Annotated in this window: 16 protein-coding genes; 6 read left to right on the top strand and 10 right to left on the bottom strand. The window is 55.9% G+C overall.

Translation table 11 applies throughout. The features are described 5' to 3' along the window. Nucleotides 1–19: 19 nt before the first annotated feature. On the top strand, nucleotides 20–868 hold the full coding sequence (locus tag GSUB_RS00560) for an endonuclease/exonuclease/phosphatase family protein (RefSeq protein ID WP_158414015.1): 849 nt from the start codon (nucleotides 20–22) through the stop codon (nucleotides 866–868). Here GSUB_RS00560 and GSUB_RS00565 read toward each other — a convergent pair. The 3 genes from GSUB_RS00565 to GSUB_RS00575 are packed head-to-tail and all read right to left on the bottom strand — an operon-like array spanning nucleotide 758 to nucleotide 3267. Further along, the gene (locus tag GSUB_RS00565) at nucleotides 758–1606 is read right to left on the bottom strand and encodes a metal ABC transporter permease (RefSeq protein ID WP_040198648.1); all 849 of its coding nucleotides are present in this window, start codon (nucleotides 1604–1606) and stop codon (nucleotides 758–760) included. The genes GSUB_RS00560 and GSUB_RS00565 overlap by 111 nt on opposite strands. Further along, nucleotides 1600–2370, bottom strand: coding sequence for a metal ABC transporter ATP-binding protein (locus GSUB_RS00570; protein WP_040198649.1), 771 nt, complete (start codon nucleotides 2368–2370; stop codon nucleotides 1600–1602). Before GSUB_RS00570 ends, GSUB_RS00565 begins: the two co-directional genes overlap by 7 nt. A 3-nt stretch (nucleotides 2371–2373) precedes the next feature. Beyond that, a complete protein-coding gene (locus GSUB_RS00575; RefSeq protein ID WP_040198651.1) occupies nucleotides 2374–3267 on the bottom strand; it encodes a metal ABC transporter solute-binding protein, Zn/Mn family in 894 nt (297 codons plus the stop codon). A 190-nt stretch (nucleotides 3268–3457) separates the two neighbouring features. Here GSUB_RS00575 and GSUB_RS17750 point away from each other — a divergent pair, with 190 nt between their 5' ends. After that, nucleotides 3458–5899 carry a mechanosensitive ion channel family protein gene (locus GSUB_RS17750; protein WP_052464285.1) on the top strand — a complete coding sequence of 814 codons (2442 nt, stop codon included), beginning with the start codon at nucleotides 3458–3460 and terminating at the stop codon, nucleotides 5897–5899. Between the two features lie 80 nt (nucleotides 5900–5979). On the opposite strand, the gene GSUB_RS00585 is transcribed toward GSUB_RS17750, so the two are convergent. The 7 genes from GSUB_RS00585 to hemL all read right to left on the bottom strand — a co-directional run bounded on the left by GSUB_RS00585 (nucleotide 5980) and on the right by hemL (nucleotide 12979). Then, nucleotides 5980–7434, bottom strand: coding sequence for a NapC/NirT family cytochrome c (locus GSUB_RS00585; RefSeq protein ID WP_052464286.1), 1455 nt, complete (start codon nucleotides 7432–7434; stop codon nucleotides 5980–5982). Nucleotides 7435–7820: 386 nt separating this feature from the next. Then, nucleotides 7821–9680 (bottom strand): cytochrome c3 family protein, encoded by a 1860-nt coding sequence (locus tag GSUB_RS00590; RefSeq protein WP_040198653.1) that lies wholly within the window; start codon nucleotides 9678–9680, stop codon nucleotides 7821–7823. 158 nt (nucleotides 9681–9838) lie between these two features. Beyond that, nucleotides 9839–10102 (bottom strand): ATP synthase F0 subunit C, encoded by a 264-nt coding sequence (gene atpE, locus GSUB_RS00595; protein ID WP_040198655.1) that lies wholly within the window; start codon nucleotides 10100–10102, stop codon nucleotides 9839–9841. 94 nt (nucleotides 10103–10196) lie between these two features. Then, a complete protein-coding gene (gene atpB / locus GSUB_RS00600) occupies nucleotides 10197–10871 on the bottom strand; it encodes a F0F1 ATP synthase subunit A (protein WP_040198657.1) in 675 nt (224 codons plus the stop codon). A 51-nt stretch (nucleotides 10872–10922) separates the two neighbouring features. Beyond that, entirely contained in the window at nucleotides 10923–11306 is a 384-nt protein-coding gene (locus tag GSUB_RS00605; protein ID WP_040198658.1) for an ATP synthase subunit I, read from the bottom strand. Then, nucleotides 11278–11535 carry an AtpZ/AtpI family protein gene (locus GSUB_RS00610; protein WP_040198660.1) on the bottom strand — a complete coding sequence of 86 codons (258 nt, stop codon included), beginning with the start codon at nucleotides 11533–11535 and terminating at the stop codon, nucleotides 11278–11280. Before GSUB_RS00610 ends, GSUB_RS00605 begins: the two co-directional genes overlap by 29 nt. 160 nt (nucleotides 11536–11695) lie before the next feature. Continuing rightward, nucleotides 11696–12979, bottom strand: a complete 1284-nt coding sequence (hemL, locus tag GSUB_RS00615) for a glutamate-1-semialdehyde 2,1-aminomutase (RefSeq protein WP_040198661.1) — start codon at nucleotides 12977–12979, stop codon at nucleotides 11696–11698. 265 nt (nucleotides 12980–13244) lie between these two features. Here hemL and rsxA point away from each other — a divergent pair, with 265 nt between their 5' ends. The 4 genes from rsxA to GSUB_RS00635 are packed head-to-tail and all read left to right on the top strand — an operon-like array spanning nucleotide 13245 to nucleotide 17044. Next, entirely contained in the window at nucleotides 13245–13826 is a 582-nt protein-coding gene (gene rsxA / locus GSUB_RS00620; protein ID WP_040198663.1) for an electron transport complex subunit RsxA, read from the top strand. A 28-nt stretch (nucleotides 13827–13854) separates the two neighbouring features. Next, nucleotides 13855–14700 (top strand): RnfABCDGE type electron transport complex subunit B, encoded by an 846-nt coding sequence (locus GSUB_RS00625; RefSeq protein ID WP_040198665.1) that lies wholly within the window; start codon nucleotides 13855–13857, stop codon nucleotides 14698–14700. Nucleotides 14701–14730: 30 nt separating this feature from the next. Next, the gene (rsxC, locus tag GSUB_RS00630; RefSeq protein ID WP_040198666.1) at nucleotides 14731–16053 is read left to right on the top strand and encodes an electron transport complex subunit RsxC; all 1323 of its coding nucleotides are present in this window, start codon (nucleotides 14731–14733) and stop codon (nucleotides 16051–16053) included. After that, nucleotides 16046–17044, top strand: a complete 999-nt coding sequence (locus tag GSUB_RS00635) for an RnfABCDGE type electron transport complex subunit D (protein ID WP_084211615.1) — start codon at nucleotides 16046–16048, stop codon at nucleotides 17042–17044. Before rsxC ends, GSUB_RS00635 begins: the two co-directional genes overlap by 8 nt. The last annotated feature ends 8 nt before the right edge of the window (nucleotides 17045–17052 follow it).

Below are 17052 nucleotides of genomic sequence, written 5' to 3' on the forward strand. Positions count from 1 at the left end.
TAGAGGGAAAAGCGGGCTCATGACCCCTCAAAAGGCGGAAACGGAAAAAGGCGTACTCCGGGTGGCCAGCTACAATATCCACCAGGGTGTCGGGGGGGACGGGCAGCAGGATCTGCAGCGGGTGGCGCAGGTCATCAATGATCTGGCTGCCGATGTGGTCGCTTTGCAGGAGGTCCACGTGAGATTCGGCGGAGAAGCTCAGCGCCGCCAGCTCGACTTCCTCGCCCAGGCGACGGAAATGTCGCCCGTGTGCGGGGCAACGATGATGCGCCCTGACGGTCATTACGGCAACGCCGTGCTCGTGCGTACCCCGATTCTACGGGAGCAGCTGCATGATCTGAGCTTCTCAGGCCGTGAGCCGCGCGGGGTGATCGACCTGCTGCTTGAAACGGATCTGGGGCCTGTCCGCTTTCTGGCGACCCATCTGGGATTGCGCCCCAGTGAGCGGCGTCATCAGGTTCGCCGACTGCTGGCCTGGATTGAGCGTGCCGAGCATCCGGTAGTTCTGGCCGGTGACTTCAATGAATGGTTTCCCTGGGGGCGAGCGGCACGCTGGCTGACGCGGCCATTTCTTTCTCAGCGCTCTCCACGCACCTTCCCGGCAAAATATCCCCTGTTCGGGCTTGACCGCATTTTTGTCGCGCCCCCTTTACGGGTTATGCAGCTTGATGCGGTCGATCAGGGTTTTGCCCGCATCGCGTCTGATCACCTGCCATTGCTTGCGTTGATCGAAAAAAGTGCTCCCAGGCTGGCAGAATCAGCGGCGCCCGCGCAGCAGAAGGGCGCTCAGGGAGAGCAGCATCAGGTAGGTTGCCCCGGTCAGCAGAATGATGACGGCGCCTGCAGGCAGGTCGAGGGAATAGCTTAATGCCAGACCGCTGCTGCTCAGCAGCATGCTGATACCGGCGGCCAGTATCATGATCTGCCATAGGGAGCGAGCAAACAGGTTGGCAATGGCGACGGGCAGAGTCAGCAGGGCGATCACCAGGATAATCCCCACCACGGTGACCAGCAGTACGACTGTAAGGGCGGTCAGGCATAATAACAGGAGGTAGAAAAAATTGACCGGGATGCCGCGCAGGCGTGCAAATTCCTCGTCGAAACAGACCGCCTGAAATTGATGATAGAAGAGAGCGGCCAGCCCGACCACGATCAGGTCGAGCACCACCATCAACTGGAGCTGATCGCTTGAAACCATGAGCAGGTTGCCGAACAGGTAGCTCATCAGGTCTTCGTTGTAGCCGGGGGTCTGGGAGATAAACAGAATGCCGACCGCCATGCCGATCGCCCACAGGGCACCGATCGCCGTATCTTCGCGCTGACGCCCGTGCAGGCTGACCAGTCCGATAATCACCGCTGCCAGAATTGCGGCGAACAGCGCCCCGTAGATCGGGTGAAGCCAGCTCCAGCCCTGGGCTTTCTGCAGATAGAGAGCCGCGCCCATGCCGCCCAGTACGCAGTGGGCGATCCCGCCCGCCAGGTAAGTAATGCGGCGTGCCACCACATAGCTGCCCACCACGCCGCAGGCGATGCTGGCCAGCACCGCACTGAGCAGGGCATGCTGCAGAAAACTGTATTGGCGCAGGTCGGCGAAAAACTCTAGCATGGCGCGCCCCCTGCGCAGTCGTGGTCATGGCGCACCATGCACATGTCCCCGCCGTAGATTTTGCTGATCACTTCACCGGTGATTTCGCTGGTGGGGTGCACCCTGACTTCGCGATTGACACAGACGACCCTGTCGACCAGGGGAGAAACAAAGCCGAGATCGTGGGAGACGAGCGCAACAGTGAGCGTGCGGTTAATTTTTCGCAGCAGCTGGTGAAATTCGTTTTCCACCCTCAGATCGAGATTGGCGGTTGGCTCATCGAGGAGCAGAAGCCGCGGTTCGGTGACCAGCGCCCGGGCGATGAGCACCCGCTGGCGTTGTCCCCCGGAGAGTGCGTTTAATGGCTGGTGAGCTTTATCCACCAGACCGACCTGCTCCAGCTTTTCCATGGCAAGCTCGCGCTCCTTGCGGCCCATGGGGCCGAAGCGGTGGGTGGGGCCGAGCCGTCCCATCAGAACCGTGTCCAGCACGGTGACGGGAAAGTCGGGGTCGAGATGGGAGTGCTGCGGCATATAGCCGATCTGGGCCCAGCTTCTGCGCGGCGGGCGCCCGAACACCTGCACCTCCCCATGTTCAGCGCGCAAAAGGCCGAGAATCAATTTCAACAGAGTGGTCTTGCCGCCTCCATTGGGGCCGACGATTGCCACCATTTCGCCGCTGCGTATCGTCAGGGAGACATTCTGCAGAATCGTTGGCCCCTGGTAGCGAAAGGAAAGCCGGCGAATTTCAATTGCCGGCTCGCTGTTTTCTTCGAGTCTTGTCAAGGTTCAATCCGCCAGGGCATTGTGCACGGCCTCTGCCATGCGTTTCAGGTTGTCGCAATAGTCGGGCGCAAGTGGGTCGATGGTTGCGACCCGGCCGTTGATGGCTTCGGCCAGGGTCCGGGCACTGCTGCGGGAGAATTGGGGCTGAACGAATACCACCCTCACCTGGTATTGGCGGGCGGCGTCGATCAGTCGTGACAGCTCACGGGCGCTGGGGCTCTTCCCGCCGATTTCGACGGCAATCTGGCGCAAACCGTAGGCATCGGTAAAATAGCCGAAAGCCCCATGGTAGACCAGAATAGCGCTGCCGGAGAAGGGCGCCAGCTTTTCCTTGATCTGGCGGTGAGTGGCGTCGAGCTCTTCAACCAGGCTCTGCAGATTCCGACGATAGTCTGCCTCATGGCCTGGATCACGAAGGATCAGGGCTTCGGCCATATTCTGCGCGATTTTCCGTGCCCGTTGCGGATCAAGCCAGATGTGGGGATCGTCCAGGATCTGATCATGATGGGTATGGCCATGGTCATGGTGGTGGGCCTCCTCTCCATCGATGGCGCGTCTTTCAATACCGACTGATGCGTCGATGACTTCGAAGGCCTGTTTGTCGGAGGAGATACGGTCCAGCAGCGGCTTCTCCAGCGGCAACCCCAGGGTGAAATATAGCTGAGAGCGGGCCAGCTTTGTCAACTGACGCGGCGCAGGTTCAAACGTATGCATGTTTTGACCAGCTTGCACCAGGACGTTGACCTCAAGGTGCTTACCACCCACCTTTTCAAGCAAATAGGCCTGGGGTTCAATGGTCGTAAAAACGGAGAGTTTTTTGTTTTGCTCCCCCCAGCCGGTGCCCGCTATGCATAGAAAAAAGCCGGTAACGAAAAAAAGAGCCCGCAAACGAATCATGGTGGAATTCCTGAAAAAGAAATGAAAAGCTGAAAGTTTATGGGTGTTGGCAGGCGGCGTCAACTGATTTTCCCTGAGGCGCGTGTTGCCTCGATCGAAACTTGTTGCCCATATCCTCATCGCACAAGGTAAAGTTAAGCATGACATTACAGCAAATCAAGACATCCATTTTGCCGGAGCTTTGACACTGATGATAAAACGCCACCTTATTCTATTGCTGTTCGTGATTTTTTTTGGATCGAGTTTTGGATTGGGTTTCGCTCAGGAGGCCGCTCCGAGTGAATACACGTCAGCAGATAAAAAGTTCCCCGGCTTGGCCAGGGTTGCGGTAGAAGCCTCCGAGCTGATAGGCCATGCATCGGAAACCTTCGCGCGCCTGTCGCAATATGAAGATACCGGTGATCTGGAGGGGCGCCTGGAGCAGACTGAGGCGCGCCTGATCCAGACCCGAGAGCGTATCGCCCGTCAGGGTGAGCCTGAAAGCTGGAATGTGGACCGCTTGCTGGAGACTCTTTCCCAGCTTAAAAGCGGGCAATCAACTCTCAATCAGGTGATGGCGCAGGTCGTTACCAGGCTCGCGGCATTGGACCGCATGCGCAGCGACTGGGAGGCTCGGCGCACGTTCTGGCAACAATGGGAAGAGCACCTGACCTCACAGCAGAGCAATCTCCCCTCGGAAACTTTTTCCCAGAGTCTGCAAACCATCGGGAAGGTTCTGTCGCAGATTTCCAACACCGTGGCGCCGCTGGTCGTGGTGCAGGAGGAACTCTCGCGTCTGCTCAATGAACACCAAGCCTTGATCGGGCGTATCGAGTCGGCCTTGAAGGAAGTTCGGGGACAGACGTTTAAAAAAACCGGCCATTCTCTTCTCAGTCCCGAATTTTATCGACAATTTGAACCGACCCTGGTCCAAGAGATCCAGCAGGGCCTCCGGCAGGCTTTGCGATTTGACACGGGGTTTTTTTCCACCCAGGGATGGGTCTCTTTGCTGCAGGCCGTCTCGGTTTTTGTTGTGGCCGGTTTCATTCGCCGCTATCGCCGTCTCGGGGAGGGGACCGCAGAGTGGCGCTTTCTGCTTGACCACCCCTGGGCCACTGGAATCTTTGTTGCCATGGCATTTCTTGGGCCCCTGTATTCTACGGTGCCCGCCGCCTGGCGTCTTGTTCTTTCCACGCTGGCTGTTTTTTCAGCGACCGTTTTGATTGCTGGTATTGTGCGTCATCCCTTGAAGCGGCTGATCGTCTTTCTGCTGGCAGGCATGCTGGTGGGGTTGATGGGGGTGCAGCTGATCAACCTGCCGCTGCCGCTTCTTCGCCTGGGAGTCACTCTGGCGGCGCTGGCCGGGTTTCCCTTCTGCCTGGTGGCGGCCTCCTTCTGCCGACGCTCGACGAAGGAGCGATCATCTCTTTTTGTCTTTGGCCTGCGGGTGGGTGCCCTGGTTTTTCTGATCACGCTGCTGGCACAAATCAGCGGCTACAGTGTGCTTGCCATTCGGCTGCTTGAATCTTCCATTCGCTCGGTTTTTGTGGTTATTGGCGCCACCATGGCCTTGCGCCTTGGCGAGGGTGCGATCGATTTTGTTCTGGAACTACCGGTTTTTTCCAGGGTTCGTTTCATTCAGCGGTACGGCCGGGAACTGGGGCGCCGTCTTAAATGGATTTTTGCGGTACTGGTCTGGGTCGGCGGCGGTTACAATCTTCTTGCGGTGTGGGGGCTGTATGATTCTTTTGCCCAGACCTGGGATGACATCACCGGCCTGGGCCTGACCCTGGGTGAAGTTCACCTGACTTTATCCATGGTGTTGTTGTCCGCCTTGGTGATCTATCTTTCGATACAGACCTCATGGATCCTGCGCGCCACCCTGGAGACGCAATTTTTCCCCTATCGAAATGTTGACCGCGGAGTGAGCGATTCCATCAAGAAGCTCCTGCACTATTTCCTTGTCTTTGTAGGATTCCTCCTGGCCATGGGGATAGCAGGTCTAGAGCTGCGCAATTTTGCCGTCCTTGCAGGCGCTTTCGGTATCGGCATCGGCTTCGGACTGCAGAATATCATCAACAATTTCGTCAGTGGCCTGATTCTTCTGTTTGAAAGACCGGTCAAAGTCGGCGATATTGTCGTTCTTGACGGGGAATGGGGCAGGGTGGGTAAGATTGGACTTCGTTCGACCATTATCGAGACCTTCGACCAATCGGAACTGATCGTTCCCAACAGCCGGTTTATCTCGGAGAAGGTGACCAACTGGACTTTCTCAAACTCCCGTTCGCGGGTCGTGCTGCCGGTTGGCGTCGCCTACGGCAGCGATATCGAGCTGGTGCTGAAAATCCTGCTGGAGGCGGCGGTGAGGCACGAACTCATTCTCAAGGACCCAGCCCCTTCACCGATCTTTGTGGGCTTTGGCAACAGCTCCCTGGATTTTGAGCTGCGATGCTGGATCTCAGATATCGGAAGCAGGTTCACTGTGCGCAGTGATCTGGGGTGTTATATCGACAGGCGGTTCCGTGAAGAGGGTGTTGAGATCCCCTTCCCGCAGCGTGATCTGCACCTTCGATCCGTCGATGCAAACGTGGCCAGGGAGTTGTGGAAGAGCGGTCAAGCCAATCAAAAGGCGGATCGGGAAGAGAAATCCTGACCCTCTTTGCAGGGAGCAACAAAAAACCCCGGCACAAAAGCCGAGGTTTTTTGTTGCTGGAAGACGTTTGGGCAGGGGGATCAGTAACCGCCGCCCAGAGTGCGCAGGACTTCCGGATCTTCCTCATCCTGTGCGAGGACCAGGTGGCAGGTGTCGCAATCCATCGAGATGACCTCTCCGCTTTCCGTCTCATGCATGTCGTTGTGACAACGCAGGCAGCCGATAGAGAAATCGAAATCCTCGGTATGGCCGATGTGGTTGGTATAGGTATTCCATTCAATTTTCATCTCAGGGAAAACATTTTCACTGTATGCTTCCTGGATACCGGTAATCGCTTTCTGAAGTTTTTCAGGGTTGTCCCGGCCGATTTCGGGATAATTCTGTTTGTACCAGGCGGTCAGATCCGTGGCAATGCGCGTTCTCGCTTCATCCTGGGTGGCATATTCTTTCTGCACAACTTCCATTGCCTTTTTCTTGATGAAGGGGATTTCAGAAGGGATTTTTCCCTCGAGGATCTTGTTGTCAATGGCACGCCCGGGCGGCAGGTAAATATGAGTCGGGCGGTTGTGGCAGTCGATGCAGTCCATCTCTCTCACATCTGCGTGTTCAATCTCCGAATCCGTCCGGGTGCGGAAAACTTTCTCGGTGCCATCCGCCTGCTGGAGAACGACCTCGGGGATCACGGTGCGCTGCCAGTCTGCCGCTTTGTAGATGATCTTGTTTTCCGGTGCCACATGCCAGTGAATTCCATGGGCACTGGTGGTGCGGTCGCCGGCCGACCCGATTTTCATCAGCAGCACGCTCTGGACATGCGTGTTTTCTTCATCGTCCAGAAACTTGTCACGAATGACAAGCTTGTCGCCATGGAATTTCTCGGGACGATGGCACTCCTCACAGGTGTCACGGGCCGGGCGAAGTCCGTGTACAGGCGTTTCAATTGGCCTAGGATAGGTGCCGAAGGCGACAGCGGCCAACTGCCGTGCCCCGGAAATCTTCGATTTGACAAACCAGGTGGCTCCGGAGCCGATATGGCATTCGACGCAATTGACCCGAGAGTGGGGTGAGTTCTGATAGGCGGTGTATTCCGGATTCATTACCGTGTGACAGAACTGCCCGCAGAAACCGTTTGATTCCATATAATGGTAGCCGCGGTAAGCAAGTAACCCCATGATGAAAATATTGACCCCCGTAAGGAAGACTGCAAAAAAGACCAATTTGCGCATTTTGTTGAACTTGGTGGGGTCGGTAAAAAAGTCGCGCAGGTAATCCATGGTGAACAGGCGTACCTCTTCTTTTCCTTTGAAGAAGAACAGACCGAGGAAAACCAGGACCAGTCCGCCGATGAAAGCCGGTCCCAGGATCATGTAGATCAGGGCAGCCATGTAGGTATTGTCGATGTGGGCGGTGAGGTCGTAGAGAATAGCTCCAAAGAGAAAAGGAAATACGGCGGTGACAACCATGGCCCCGACAAGGGAAACGCGGCTGCGCGCGATGCCTTTGGTAAAAGCTGAAACGATGTCGGTAAGTTTTTTCATTCTGTGGCCCCTTTTTGTTTATTATTTCAGCACATTCGATTCGCGTTAGCTGCCGAACGGCCTGTCGCCGGATATGCTTTGATTGTCATAGTGAAAATCGTGACTGTGCGTCGAATTTTCCCTGGCAGGGAATATTCGACGCACGGCCTAATAGATACAGTTTGGAACGATGTTTTGTCAATGATTAAAAAATTAATGAGTGCGGTCAAGTAACCGTCTGCAATAATTGATGAAACCGATGTTTTAAGCTGTGTTGAAGCGCAGATCGGCCTGTTCAAATGCGCACTTTTCCCTGTTTAGTCGCGTTCAAGCCATATAATTTTTCAATATAACATAAAAAAAGGCTGCCCGAAGGCAGCCTTTTTTTATTGGGCGGTGAAGGGTTCCTAGTGGCCGCTGCCGTGCATAAAGGCATAGACCATCAGGATGACCAGGGTAATCCCGATAAACACGGCGCTGAAGCCGAATGCTTTCAGGATGAAGTCATAGACAACACCGGAGGGTTTAGGTTTGACGAATTGCTCGGTGATGCCGAGTTCCTCATAACGCCGCCACTGATCAGCGCGTTCTTCGAGAAACTCCTCTTTATTGATTTCGCCATTGAAAATAACGAAGTCCATGGGGAATTTCTCGGGCCGTCCGTGAGTATTGAAGAAGTGGACGGTAAAAATAAAGCCGGTTGCCAGCAGGGCTTCGTCCGAATGGACGATGGTGGCCACGTTGAACATCCAGCCCGGCAGGAATGTGCCGAAGAATTCGGGGAACCACAGCATGAGGCCGGAACCGCCGATGGCAAACATACCCCAGAAGACGGCAAGGAAGTCGAACTTTTCCCAGTAGGTCCAGCGCTCAAAAGTCGGCTTGGGCCCGAGGAACAGGAACCAGCGGAACATGCCGGCGATATCGCGCACATCGCGCAGGTTGGGGAACAGCGAGTCAGGACCAAAGAGGCGCTGAATGGGGTTGCCGGGAATATCCTGCCGAACGAACAGGAACTGCACGCTCATGACCATCGCTGCACCGAAATAAACGAAGGTAATCACGGCACCCAGGCGATGGAGCGCGGCAGCCACAGGGGCGCCACCGTACCAGTCCATCATGATTCTTGCCCAGGCCTGGTCGGCAAACTTCAGCGGCAGGCCTGTCAGGGACAGAATCAGGAAGCTGATGATGACAAGGAGGTGCAGAAAAATATGGCGCCGGGTGAAACGACGGTAGATCTTATGGGCATCAGGGATGTGATGCACGTGATCGCCACGAATCAGCGCAGCTTTCTTCTCACGGTTTTCAACAAAACCGCGGAACATCCACAGCAGTGTATGCAGCCAGAAGACTGCGAAAGTCGTGACCAGCAATCCGGTCATCGCCATGAACGTCCAGTAAAGAATCGGATAATTTTCTGCATCGTGGTAGCTGCCATGCGAGTAGAACTTGGTAAACAGCGGAGTCGCGTTTTCATGGCAGTTGGCGCAGGTCTCGACCAGATGGTCGGGATGCACGCTGGAGTCGGGGTTTTCTGCGGGCAGCACGGCATGCGAGGTGTGACAATCGGCACAGCCTGCAACCAGTTCGGGATAGCCAAGGCGATAATTCTTGCCGTGGTAGCTGTCCATATACGTGTCAACAGCAACGGTATTGACGCCGTTGCGGCTCATCATCTCCTGGTCATTGTGGCAGTCGAGACATACGCGGGTGTGGAATTCACGGTTGTCGTGGGAAGAAGGATCACCAAGAGGTTTGATCTCATGCAATCCATGGCAATCAAAACATGCCGCTGAATCCATATTACCGGCTTCAAGTGCCTGACCGTGAATGGATGCCTCAAAAGTTTCGTGAACGTCAAAATGACATTCGGCGCACTTGGAGGTGGCAATGCGTTTATCGCCTTCCCAGTAGTTATGCTCATGGATATCGTAATGGCAGGCGGAGCAGCCGATATCGTTGAGCATATGGACTGATGCATAGTGCTCGGCGGTCTCTTTTTTGTGGCAGCGAACGCAATTGACGGGCTTGACCTCAATTTCACCCATCATGTGAGCATCAACCGAGGTTATCTCGACGTGGCAGCTGGTACAGGCGTTCTGCCCATGGACCGAATTTGCAAAAGTTTCGGCCGAGACAACATCCTCATGGCAGTCGATGCAGGTCTGGGGATCAATGGCCAAGCCGTTTGCTGCCAGAGCCTGGGAGCCCAGAAAGCCGAACAGCAATAGGGCAACGAGAATGCGGGGTAAGACCTTCAGCATTTTACTCCTCCTAGCGTGATTACTCCCTCAAGCGATATTTATTTTTTCGTCGGCTATTATGGCAGTGTATGAAAAAAAAAGGCAAGGGAAGAAGGTCGGGTTTATTGCAAAAAAAAGGGTGCGTCCCGTCGGGACGCACCCTTTCGGGTTTTACGGGTTTAGCCAACCAGAGACATAACCTGTTCGGTAAAGGGATTAGCGAACAGAATAATCATGGCGACAACGAAAACGTAAATCGCCAGGGACTCGATCATGGCCAGACCGATCAGCATGATCGTCATGATCTTGCCGCTTGCGCCGGGATTACGGGCAACGCCTTCAACTGCACGGCTGATGGCAATCCCCTGACCGAGGCCGGTACCAAAAGAGCCGATAGCCATGCCGAAACCGGCAGCAATCATACACCAAGCAAAAAATTCCATGTTTCTTTCTCCTTTCGAGTGTTTGTTTTTCCTATACGATATAGGACGGGGTGGTACTCCGTATATCCGCTTACTTTTCGAAACCTTTAATATATTAATGCGCTTCTTCGAGAGATCCTGCGATATAGATCATCGCCAGAAGAGTAAAAACAAAGGTCTGGATAAATGCGACAAGAACCCCCATCAGCATCATGGGCACCGGGAGCAGGAAAGGCACCAACGCAAGAAAGATCATCAGCACAATTTCATGTCCGTACATGTTGCCGAAGAGACGAAGAGACAGTGAAAGAGGTCGTGCCAGGTGTCCGATGATTTCGATGGGGAGCATGATCGGTGCCAGCCACCAGACCGGCCCGATAAAATGTTTGATATATTTGAGCCCGTGCTCCTTAAGGCCAACAATGTGAGTCATTGCAAACACCGTCAGCGCCAATGCCGCGTTGGTGTTGAGATTGGCTGTCGGCGGCATGAAGCCGGGCACCAGGGCAATCAGGTTGGATACCAGGATGAAAAGAGCGAAAGTGGCGATCAGGGGGAGATAAGGGCGGCCGGCCTTGCCCATGGTTTCGTCGATCAGGTTCTGAACGATGCCGACAACGACTTCCATGAAGTTCTGAAAACCCTTGGGGACAAGCTCTGTACGACGGGTCGCAAGAAATGCCACGATAACCAGAAGAAGAATGACGAACCAGGAATAGGTCACATGCTCGCCGATATGCAGGTTAAGTTTTTGTTCGAGCCACTGCAGAAATAAAAAAGGGTGTGTCATTTTTGAAACGTCTCCTTCAACGGATTCGCGAAATCTGATATGGCGGGTTTGTCAGGCCAGGCGCCGCAGCGTCAGCCATAAAATGTTGAACACCATCACCGAAAGGCCGGCGGCAAGTGCAACCGGGTTAACCTTAAAAACGGCGATAAGCACGAAAATCGCCGTGCCGATGAAAGCAAGGCGAAGAAGAAAACTTACCTGATATCGGCCCCGCGGGTTGCCGTGCTCAGCCTGGGCGATGACACGACGCAGCGATCGTCGCATCCAGATAAAAGCGATAATTGCGACAAGGCCACCGCCGGCAACGCCAGCTGTCACTGCGGTGGAACGCCACAGCAAGCTCCCGAGAATCAGCAGGCCAAGAATGATCCAGTTGCGACGAGCTAGTTGCAGTTGGATCTGGTCGTCATTGTCCGGCGCGATTGTCTCGGTCATCTTGTTCCTGCTGGCGCCGGACCTCCCTGCGGGTCAGAATAAACATGTTGCGAAACCCGGCGATGATACCGAATAACAGAAAAATCAGGGTCAGCCAAGGCGACGTTTCAAGCCATCGGTCGAGATAATACCCCATGGCCAGGCCGATTATGGTGGCCGCCACCATGGAGATCCCGATGCTGGACAGAAAGCCCAGCGATTTAAAAAGTTGGCGGTCGTCTTCGGCCATAATTTTGATATGCGGTATCCAGAGTCAAAAACCCGATCTAATTAGCATAAGGCGATCAGGGTGTCAACCGGTTTTTAAAGGAAAATCATGGGCAAGAAGGCAGGATTCGCACGCAAAGCCTGACTGTGAAAATTGCTTTGCGTGCGAATCTCCAGGGCATTTACAGGCTGGAAAAAGCCTCCTGGGCCGCTTCGATTGTGCGGTCGAGGTTTTCGCGGGTATGGGCGATACTCATAAAGCCTGCTTCAAACTGTGACGGAGCGAGGTAGATCCCCTTATCGAGCATGGCGCGGAAAAAGCGACCGAATGTTTCGACGTCGCTGCGGGCCGCATCGGCGAAATTGGACACGGGACCTTCCTGGAAATAGGTACAGAACATCCCCCCGACGCGCTGCAGGCAGGTTTTATGCGCGGTGCGGGAAGCTGCATCGCGCAATCCTTTTTCGAGATAGGCGCTCTTTTCCTCAATCTGCTCGTAAAAGCCCTCTTCCTTGAGCAGGGTGAGGGTGGCGATGCCGGCGCTCATGGCCAGGGGATTTCCGGACAGGGTTCCCGCCTGGTAGATCCCTCCGCCGGGCGACAATTGGTCCATAACCTCCTGTTTGCCGCCGAAGGCGCCGACGGGCATGCCGCCACCGATGATTTTTCCGAGGCACACAAGGTCGCCGCGCACGCCTAGGCGCTCCTGCGCTCCGCCGTAGGCCAGGCGAAATCCGGTCATAACTTCGTCGATGATCAGGAGGATCCCCTCTTGAGTGCAGAGCTCGCGCAGACCTTCGAGGAATCCGGCACGGGGTGCGACGCAGCCCATATTGCCGGCGACGGGTTCGAGGATAATGCCCGCTATTTGGTCCTTGTTGGCGGCGACCATTTGTTTGACCTCATCAAGGTCGTTGTAATTTGCCGTCAGGGTATGTTTGGCAAAATCCGCGGGAACGCCGGGCGAGGTCGGGACGCCGAAGGTGGCGGCGCCGCTGCCGGCTTTAACCAGCAGGCTGTCGGCGTGGCCATGGTAGCATCCGTCGAATTTAATAATCTTGTCGCGGCCCGTATAGCCGCGGGCAAGGCGGATAGCGCTCATGGTGGCCTCGGTTCCCGAGGAAACCATGCGGATCTTTTCGATATTGGGGTAGGCTTCACAGACCATCTGTGCCAGTTGGGTTTCCAAATGGGTCGGCGCGCCGAAAGAGGTTCCCTCGGCCGCAGTTTTGCAGATGGCCTCGATTACTTTGGGATGAGCGTGGCCAAGAATCATCGGACCCCAGGACTGCACATAGTCGATATAGCTGTTGCCGTCGCTGTCATACACCTGCGAGCCGCTGGCGTGGGTAATGAAAACCGGGTCGCAGCCGACCGATTTGAAGGCGCGTACAGGGCTGTTGACCCCGCCGGGGATGTATTTTTTTGCTTCAGCGAAAAGTTGGCTTGACTTGGTGTGGTTCATTTGGATATCCCTCGTCGCGTGGGTTGACGGAGTTCTTTGCGATACGTGGCGAATACAAATATCATGAAGCTGTAGCTTCCTCTTTCGGCCTGTTCCTCTGGGGGATTTTCCTTTTGGTGTCCCGAACTTGTCCGTCTGCTTAGCATGCCCGTGCAGGGTTGTCAAGAACAGGTATGTGAAGAGAAGTTTGACAGGGTTGCGGCAATAATTTACATTATGCGACCAGCCCCGTATGGGGTCGCTTTTTCCGCGCCGAGGAGGCTTTATGACGGGTTTGTTGATCATTCTGGTCAGTTCTATTTTTGTCAACAATTTCGTTCTTGCGCGTTTTCTTGGGATCTGTCCCTTTCTCGGCGTTTCCAAAAAGGTCGAAACGGCACTCGGCATGGGAATGGCGGTCACCTTTGTTCTGACGGTGGCTTCTGCCATGACCTGGCTTGTCCAGAGATTCGTTCTGGCTCCGCTGGGGGTCGAATACCTGCAGACCATCGCCTTTATCCTGGTGATTGCGGCCCTGGTTCAGTTGGTCGAGATGGTCGTGCAGAAAACCAGCCCCGTCCTTTACCAGTCTCTCGGTATTTTTCTGCCCCTGATTACCACCAATTGTGCAGTGCTGGGGCTGGCTGTTCTGAATATTCAAAAAGATTATTCCTTTCTCGAGGCGGTTGTTTTTGCCGTCGGTGCTGCCATCGGCTTTACCCTGGCGCTGGTGTTGTTTGCCGGATTGCGCGAGCGTCTGGATCTGTGTCCGGTTCCCGAGGCTTTTCGCGGAACAGCTATTGCCATGGTCACTGCAGGACTGCTTTCCCTGGCGTTCATGGGGTTTGCCGGTCTGGTGGCCGGGTGATGGCACTTCATTCTGGGATGAGAGCGCTATGCTGGAAGCGATAGTAAGTCTGGGAGGGATCGGGCTGTCGGCGGCGATTCTTCTCGGGCTGGCGTCAAAAAAGTTCGCAGTGGAAGTTGATCCCCGGGAGTTGGAAATCCTCGATGCCCTGCCGGGGGCCAACTGCGGGGCCTGTGGATTTCCGGGTTGCGCCGGTTTTGCCCGTGCGCTGGCTGAAGGAAAGGTTGACCCCGCCGCCTGTACGCCCGGTGGCCAGGCGACTATTGAACGGCTTGCATCCATCCTTGGTGTTTCCGCCAAGCTGCGTGAGCCTGAGGTGGCCGTGGTGATCTGTCAGGGCGACCGGGTCAAGGCGAAGGATAAATACCGTTACCTCGGGGTGGAGGATTGCAATGCGGCTCAGAAGCTCGCAGATGGCCCTAAGGCGTGCCCTGGTGGTTGCCTGGGGCTCGGCAGCTGTGTGCGGGCCTGCCCGTTTGGAGCCATCGAGATCACCAAGCAGGGGCTGGCGGTCATCAGCCGGGAAAAGTGTACCGGCTGCACCAAGTGCATTGCTGTGTGTCCGCGCCAGGTTATCCGCATGGTGCCCGCCTCTGCCACCGTCCATGTCCTTTGCAACAGTCATGACAAGGGTGCAGTCGTGCGCAAGTACTGTCAGGTCGGCTGTATCGCCTGTCAGATCTGCAAAAAGGCTGCGCCTGAAGCCTATGTGATTGAAGATTTTCTTGCCCGGGTCGTCTATGCCCATCATGGGCAGGCGGCTCCGGCAATTGAAAAGTGCCCGACGCATTGTATTCGTGATTTTATTGCCGGATATCCTGAAGGGAGCACTTTTGCCCCTTCGATTGTTCCCACCTCCGACGAAGCGGCCTGAACGGTTGCCTGATTTCAGCGAGTCTCGTGGATGAGCAGAAAACCTAAAACTTTTCATGGTGGCCTTCACCCTCCTGACAGCAAAGCTGCCTCGGCGGACAAGGCGGTAGAAATCTGTCCCTTGCCGGATGAGATCATCATTCCGTTGTCGCAGCACATTGGTGCGCCCGCTGAACCCTGTGTCGCTGTCGGCGACTCGGTTTGCCGCGGACAGGTTGTCGGTGAAGCGAGGGGATTCGTCTCTGTTCCCGTGCATGCCTCCACTTCAGGCGAGGTGGTGGCGGTGGAGGCACGCCCCCATCCCTCGGGCCGTGATCTTCCGGCGGTCGTCATCCGCCCGGACGGCCGCGATCAATGGTGTGACGATCTGCGCGGGCTTGGCGAGGATGAATTGGCGGCCGAATCCGTGCGCAACAAATTGTGTGCATGCGGCATTGTCGGCCTGGGGGGCGCGACTTTTCCCACCCATGTCAAACTGTCTCCTCCGCCTGAAAAGCCGATTGACACCCTGATTATAAACGGTGCGGAATGCGAGCCTTATTTGACGACCGACTATCGCCTCATGCTCGAAGATCCGGAACAGATTCTCGACGGTGTTCGTCTGTTCGCCGGTGTGCTGGGGAGGCCGCGTATTTTTATCGGCATCGAGGAGAACAAACCCGCCGCCATAAAGGTGATAGACGCCGCCTGCGCTTCCAGTGATATTGAAGTGGTGCCGCTGCGGGTCAAGTATCCGCAAGGTGCTGAAAAACAGTTGATTTATGCCATTACCGGACGCGAGGTGCCATCCGGAGGTCTGCCCATGGACGCGGGGGTGCTGGTTCAGAATGTGCGTACTGCTGCTGCCGTCTCCGTCGCCGTGCGCACCGGGCAGCCGCTGATCGAGCAGGTGCTGACCGTGACCGGCCCGGGGGTGGCTGAGCCGAAAAATCTGCGTGTCCGCATCGGCACCCCGTTGCGGCATTTGATCGACGCCTGTGGTGGGTTCAATGGTGAACCCGGAAAAATCATACTGGGGGGGCCCATGATGGGGACCGCACAGCTCTCCCTTGATGTCCCGGTGACGCGGGGCGCGGGGGGATTGCTGATTTTTCGGCAGGAGGATGTTGATCCGCGCCCCGAGGGGCCGTGTATTCGCTGCGGGCGGTGCGTTTCCGTCTGTCCGGCACGCATTCTGCCTACCACGATTGTTGCCTATGCCAGGAATGACCAAGTCGAGACGGCCGAAACCCTCGGCGTGCTGGATTGCATCGAATGTGGGTGTTGCACCTATATCTGTCCTTCCATGATTCCCCTGGTGCAGTTCATCCGCCAGGCGAAAGGCGCCATTATGGCTCAAAAAAGGAATGCCTGACGTGGACAAACAGCTCTATCTGTCTTCCTCGCCTCATATTCATGCTGAGCAGACGACCGGCGCGATCATGCGCGCGGTCATCTATGCCCTTCTGCCGGCCTGCGCCGTTTCTGTCTATTTTTTCGGACTGCCTGCGCTCTGGGTACTTTTGGTCTGCATGGCTGGTTGCGTTGCTGCGGAAGCTCTGTGCCGCAAAATTATGGGCAGAGAACAAACCTGGCGAGACGGCAGCGCCGCGCTGACCGGCATTCTTCTGGCCCTTAACCTGCCCCCATCGACGCCCTGGTGGCTTGCTCTTCTGGGAGCGGTGGTGGCGGTTGTCGTTGCCAAGCAGATTTTTGGCGGATTGGGGTATAACCCCTTTAACCCCGCACTGGTCGCGCGGGTGGTCCTTCTGATTTCATTCCCGGTTCAGATGACGCGTTGGAGTGCTCCTTCCCCCGGCGGTTCAGGGCTCGATGCGCTAACCACGGCAACTCCATTGGGGGAAATGAAAACCGCGGTGATGCTGACCGGCCAGCTTCCCTCCCACAGCGGTGCCCAGACCGTCGATTACTTTGTCGGCAACATGGGTGGTTGTCTTGGCGAAGTCTCCGCGTTGGCCCTGCTGGCGGGCGCGATCTATCTTTTCTGGAAGCGCATCATCACCTGGCATATTCCGCTGAGCTTCATCGGCAGTGTCGTTGTGCTCGGTGGGATTTTCTGGCTGGTTGACCCTGCTCGCTACCCCAGTCCCCTGTTTCACCTGGTTACGGGGGGGCTTCTGCTGGGCGCCTTTTTCATGGCGACCGACATGGTCACTTCTCCCGTCGCTCCTGTGGGGATGATTGTTTTCGGGACAGGGTGCGGGGTTGTCACTGTTTTGATTCGTCTCTTCGGTGGCTATCCCGAAGGGGTTTCTTTTGCCATTCTTCTGATGAATGCCGCCACGCCGCTTATCGATCGCTACTGTCGGCCGCGCAAATTCGGCTACATGCCGCGCAAAGCTTAAACAAGGGA

It is taken from the genome of Geoalkalibacter subterraneus, assembly GCF_000827125.1.
Lineage (GTDB): Bacteria > Desulfobacterota > Desulfuromonadia > Desulfuromonadales > Geoalkalibacteraceae > Geoalkalibacter_A > Geoalkalibacter_A subterraneus.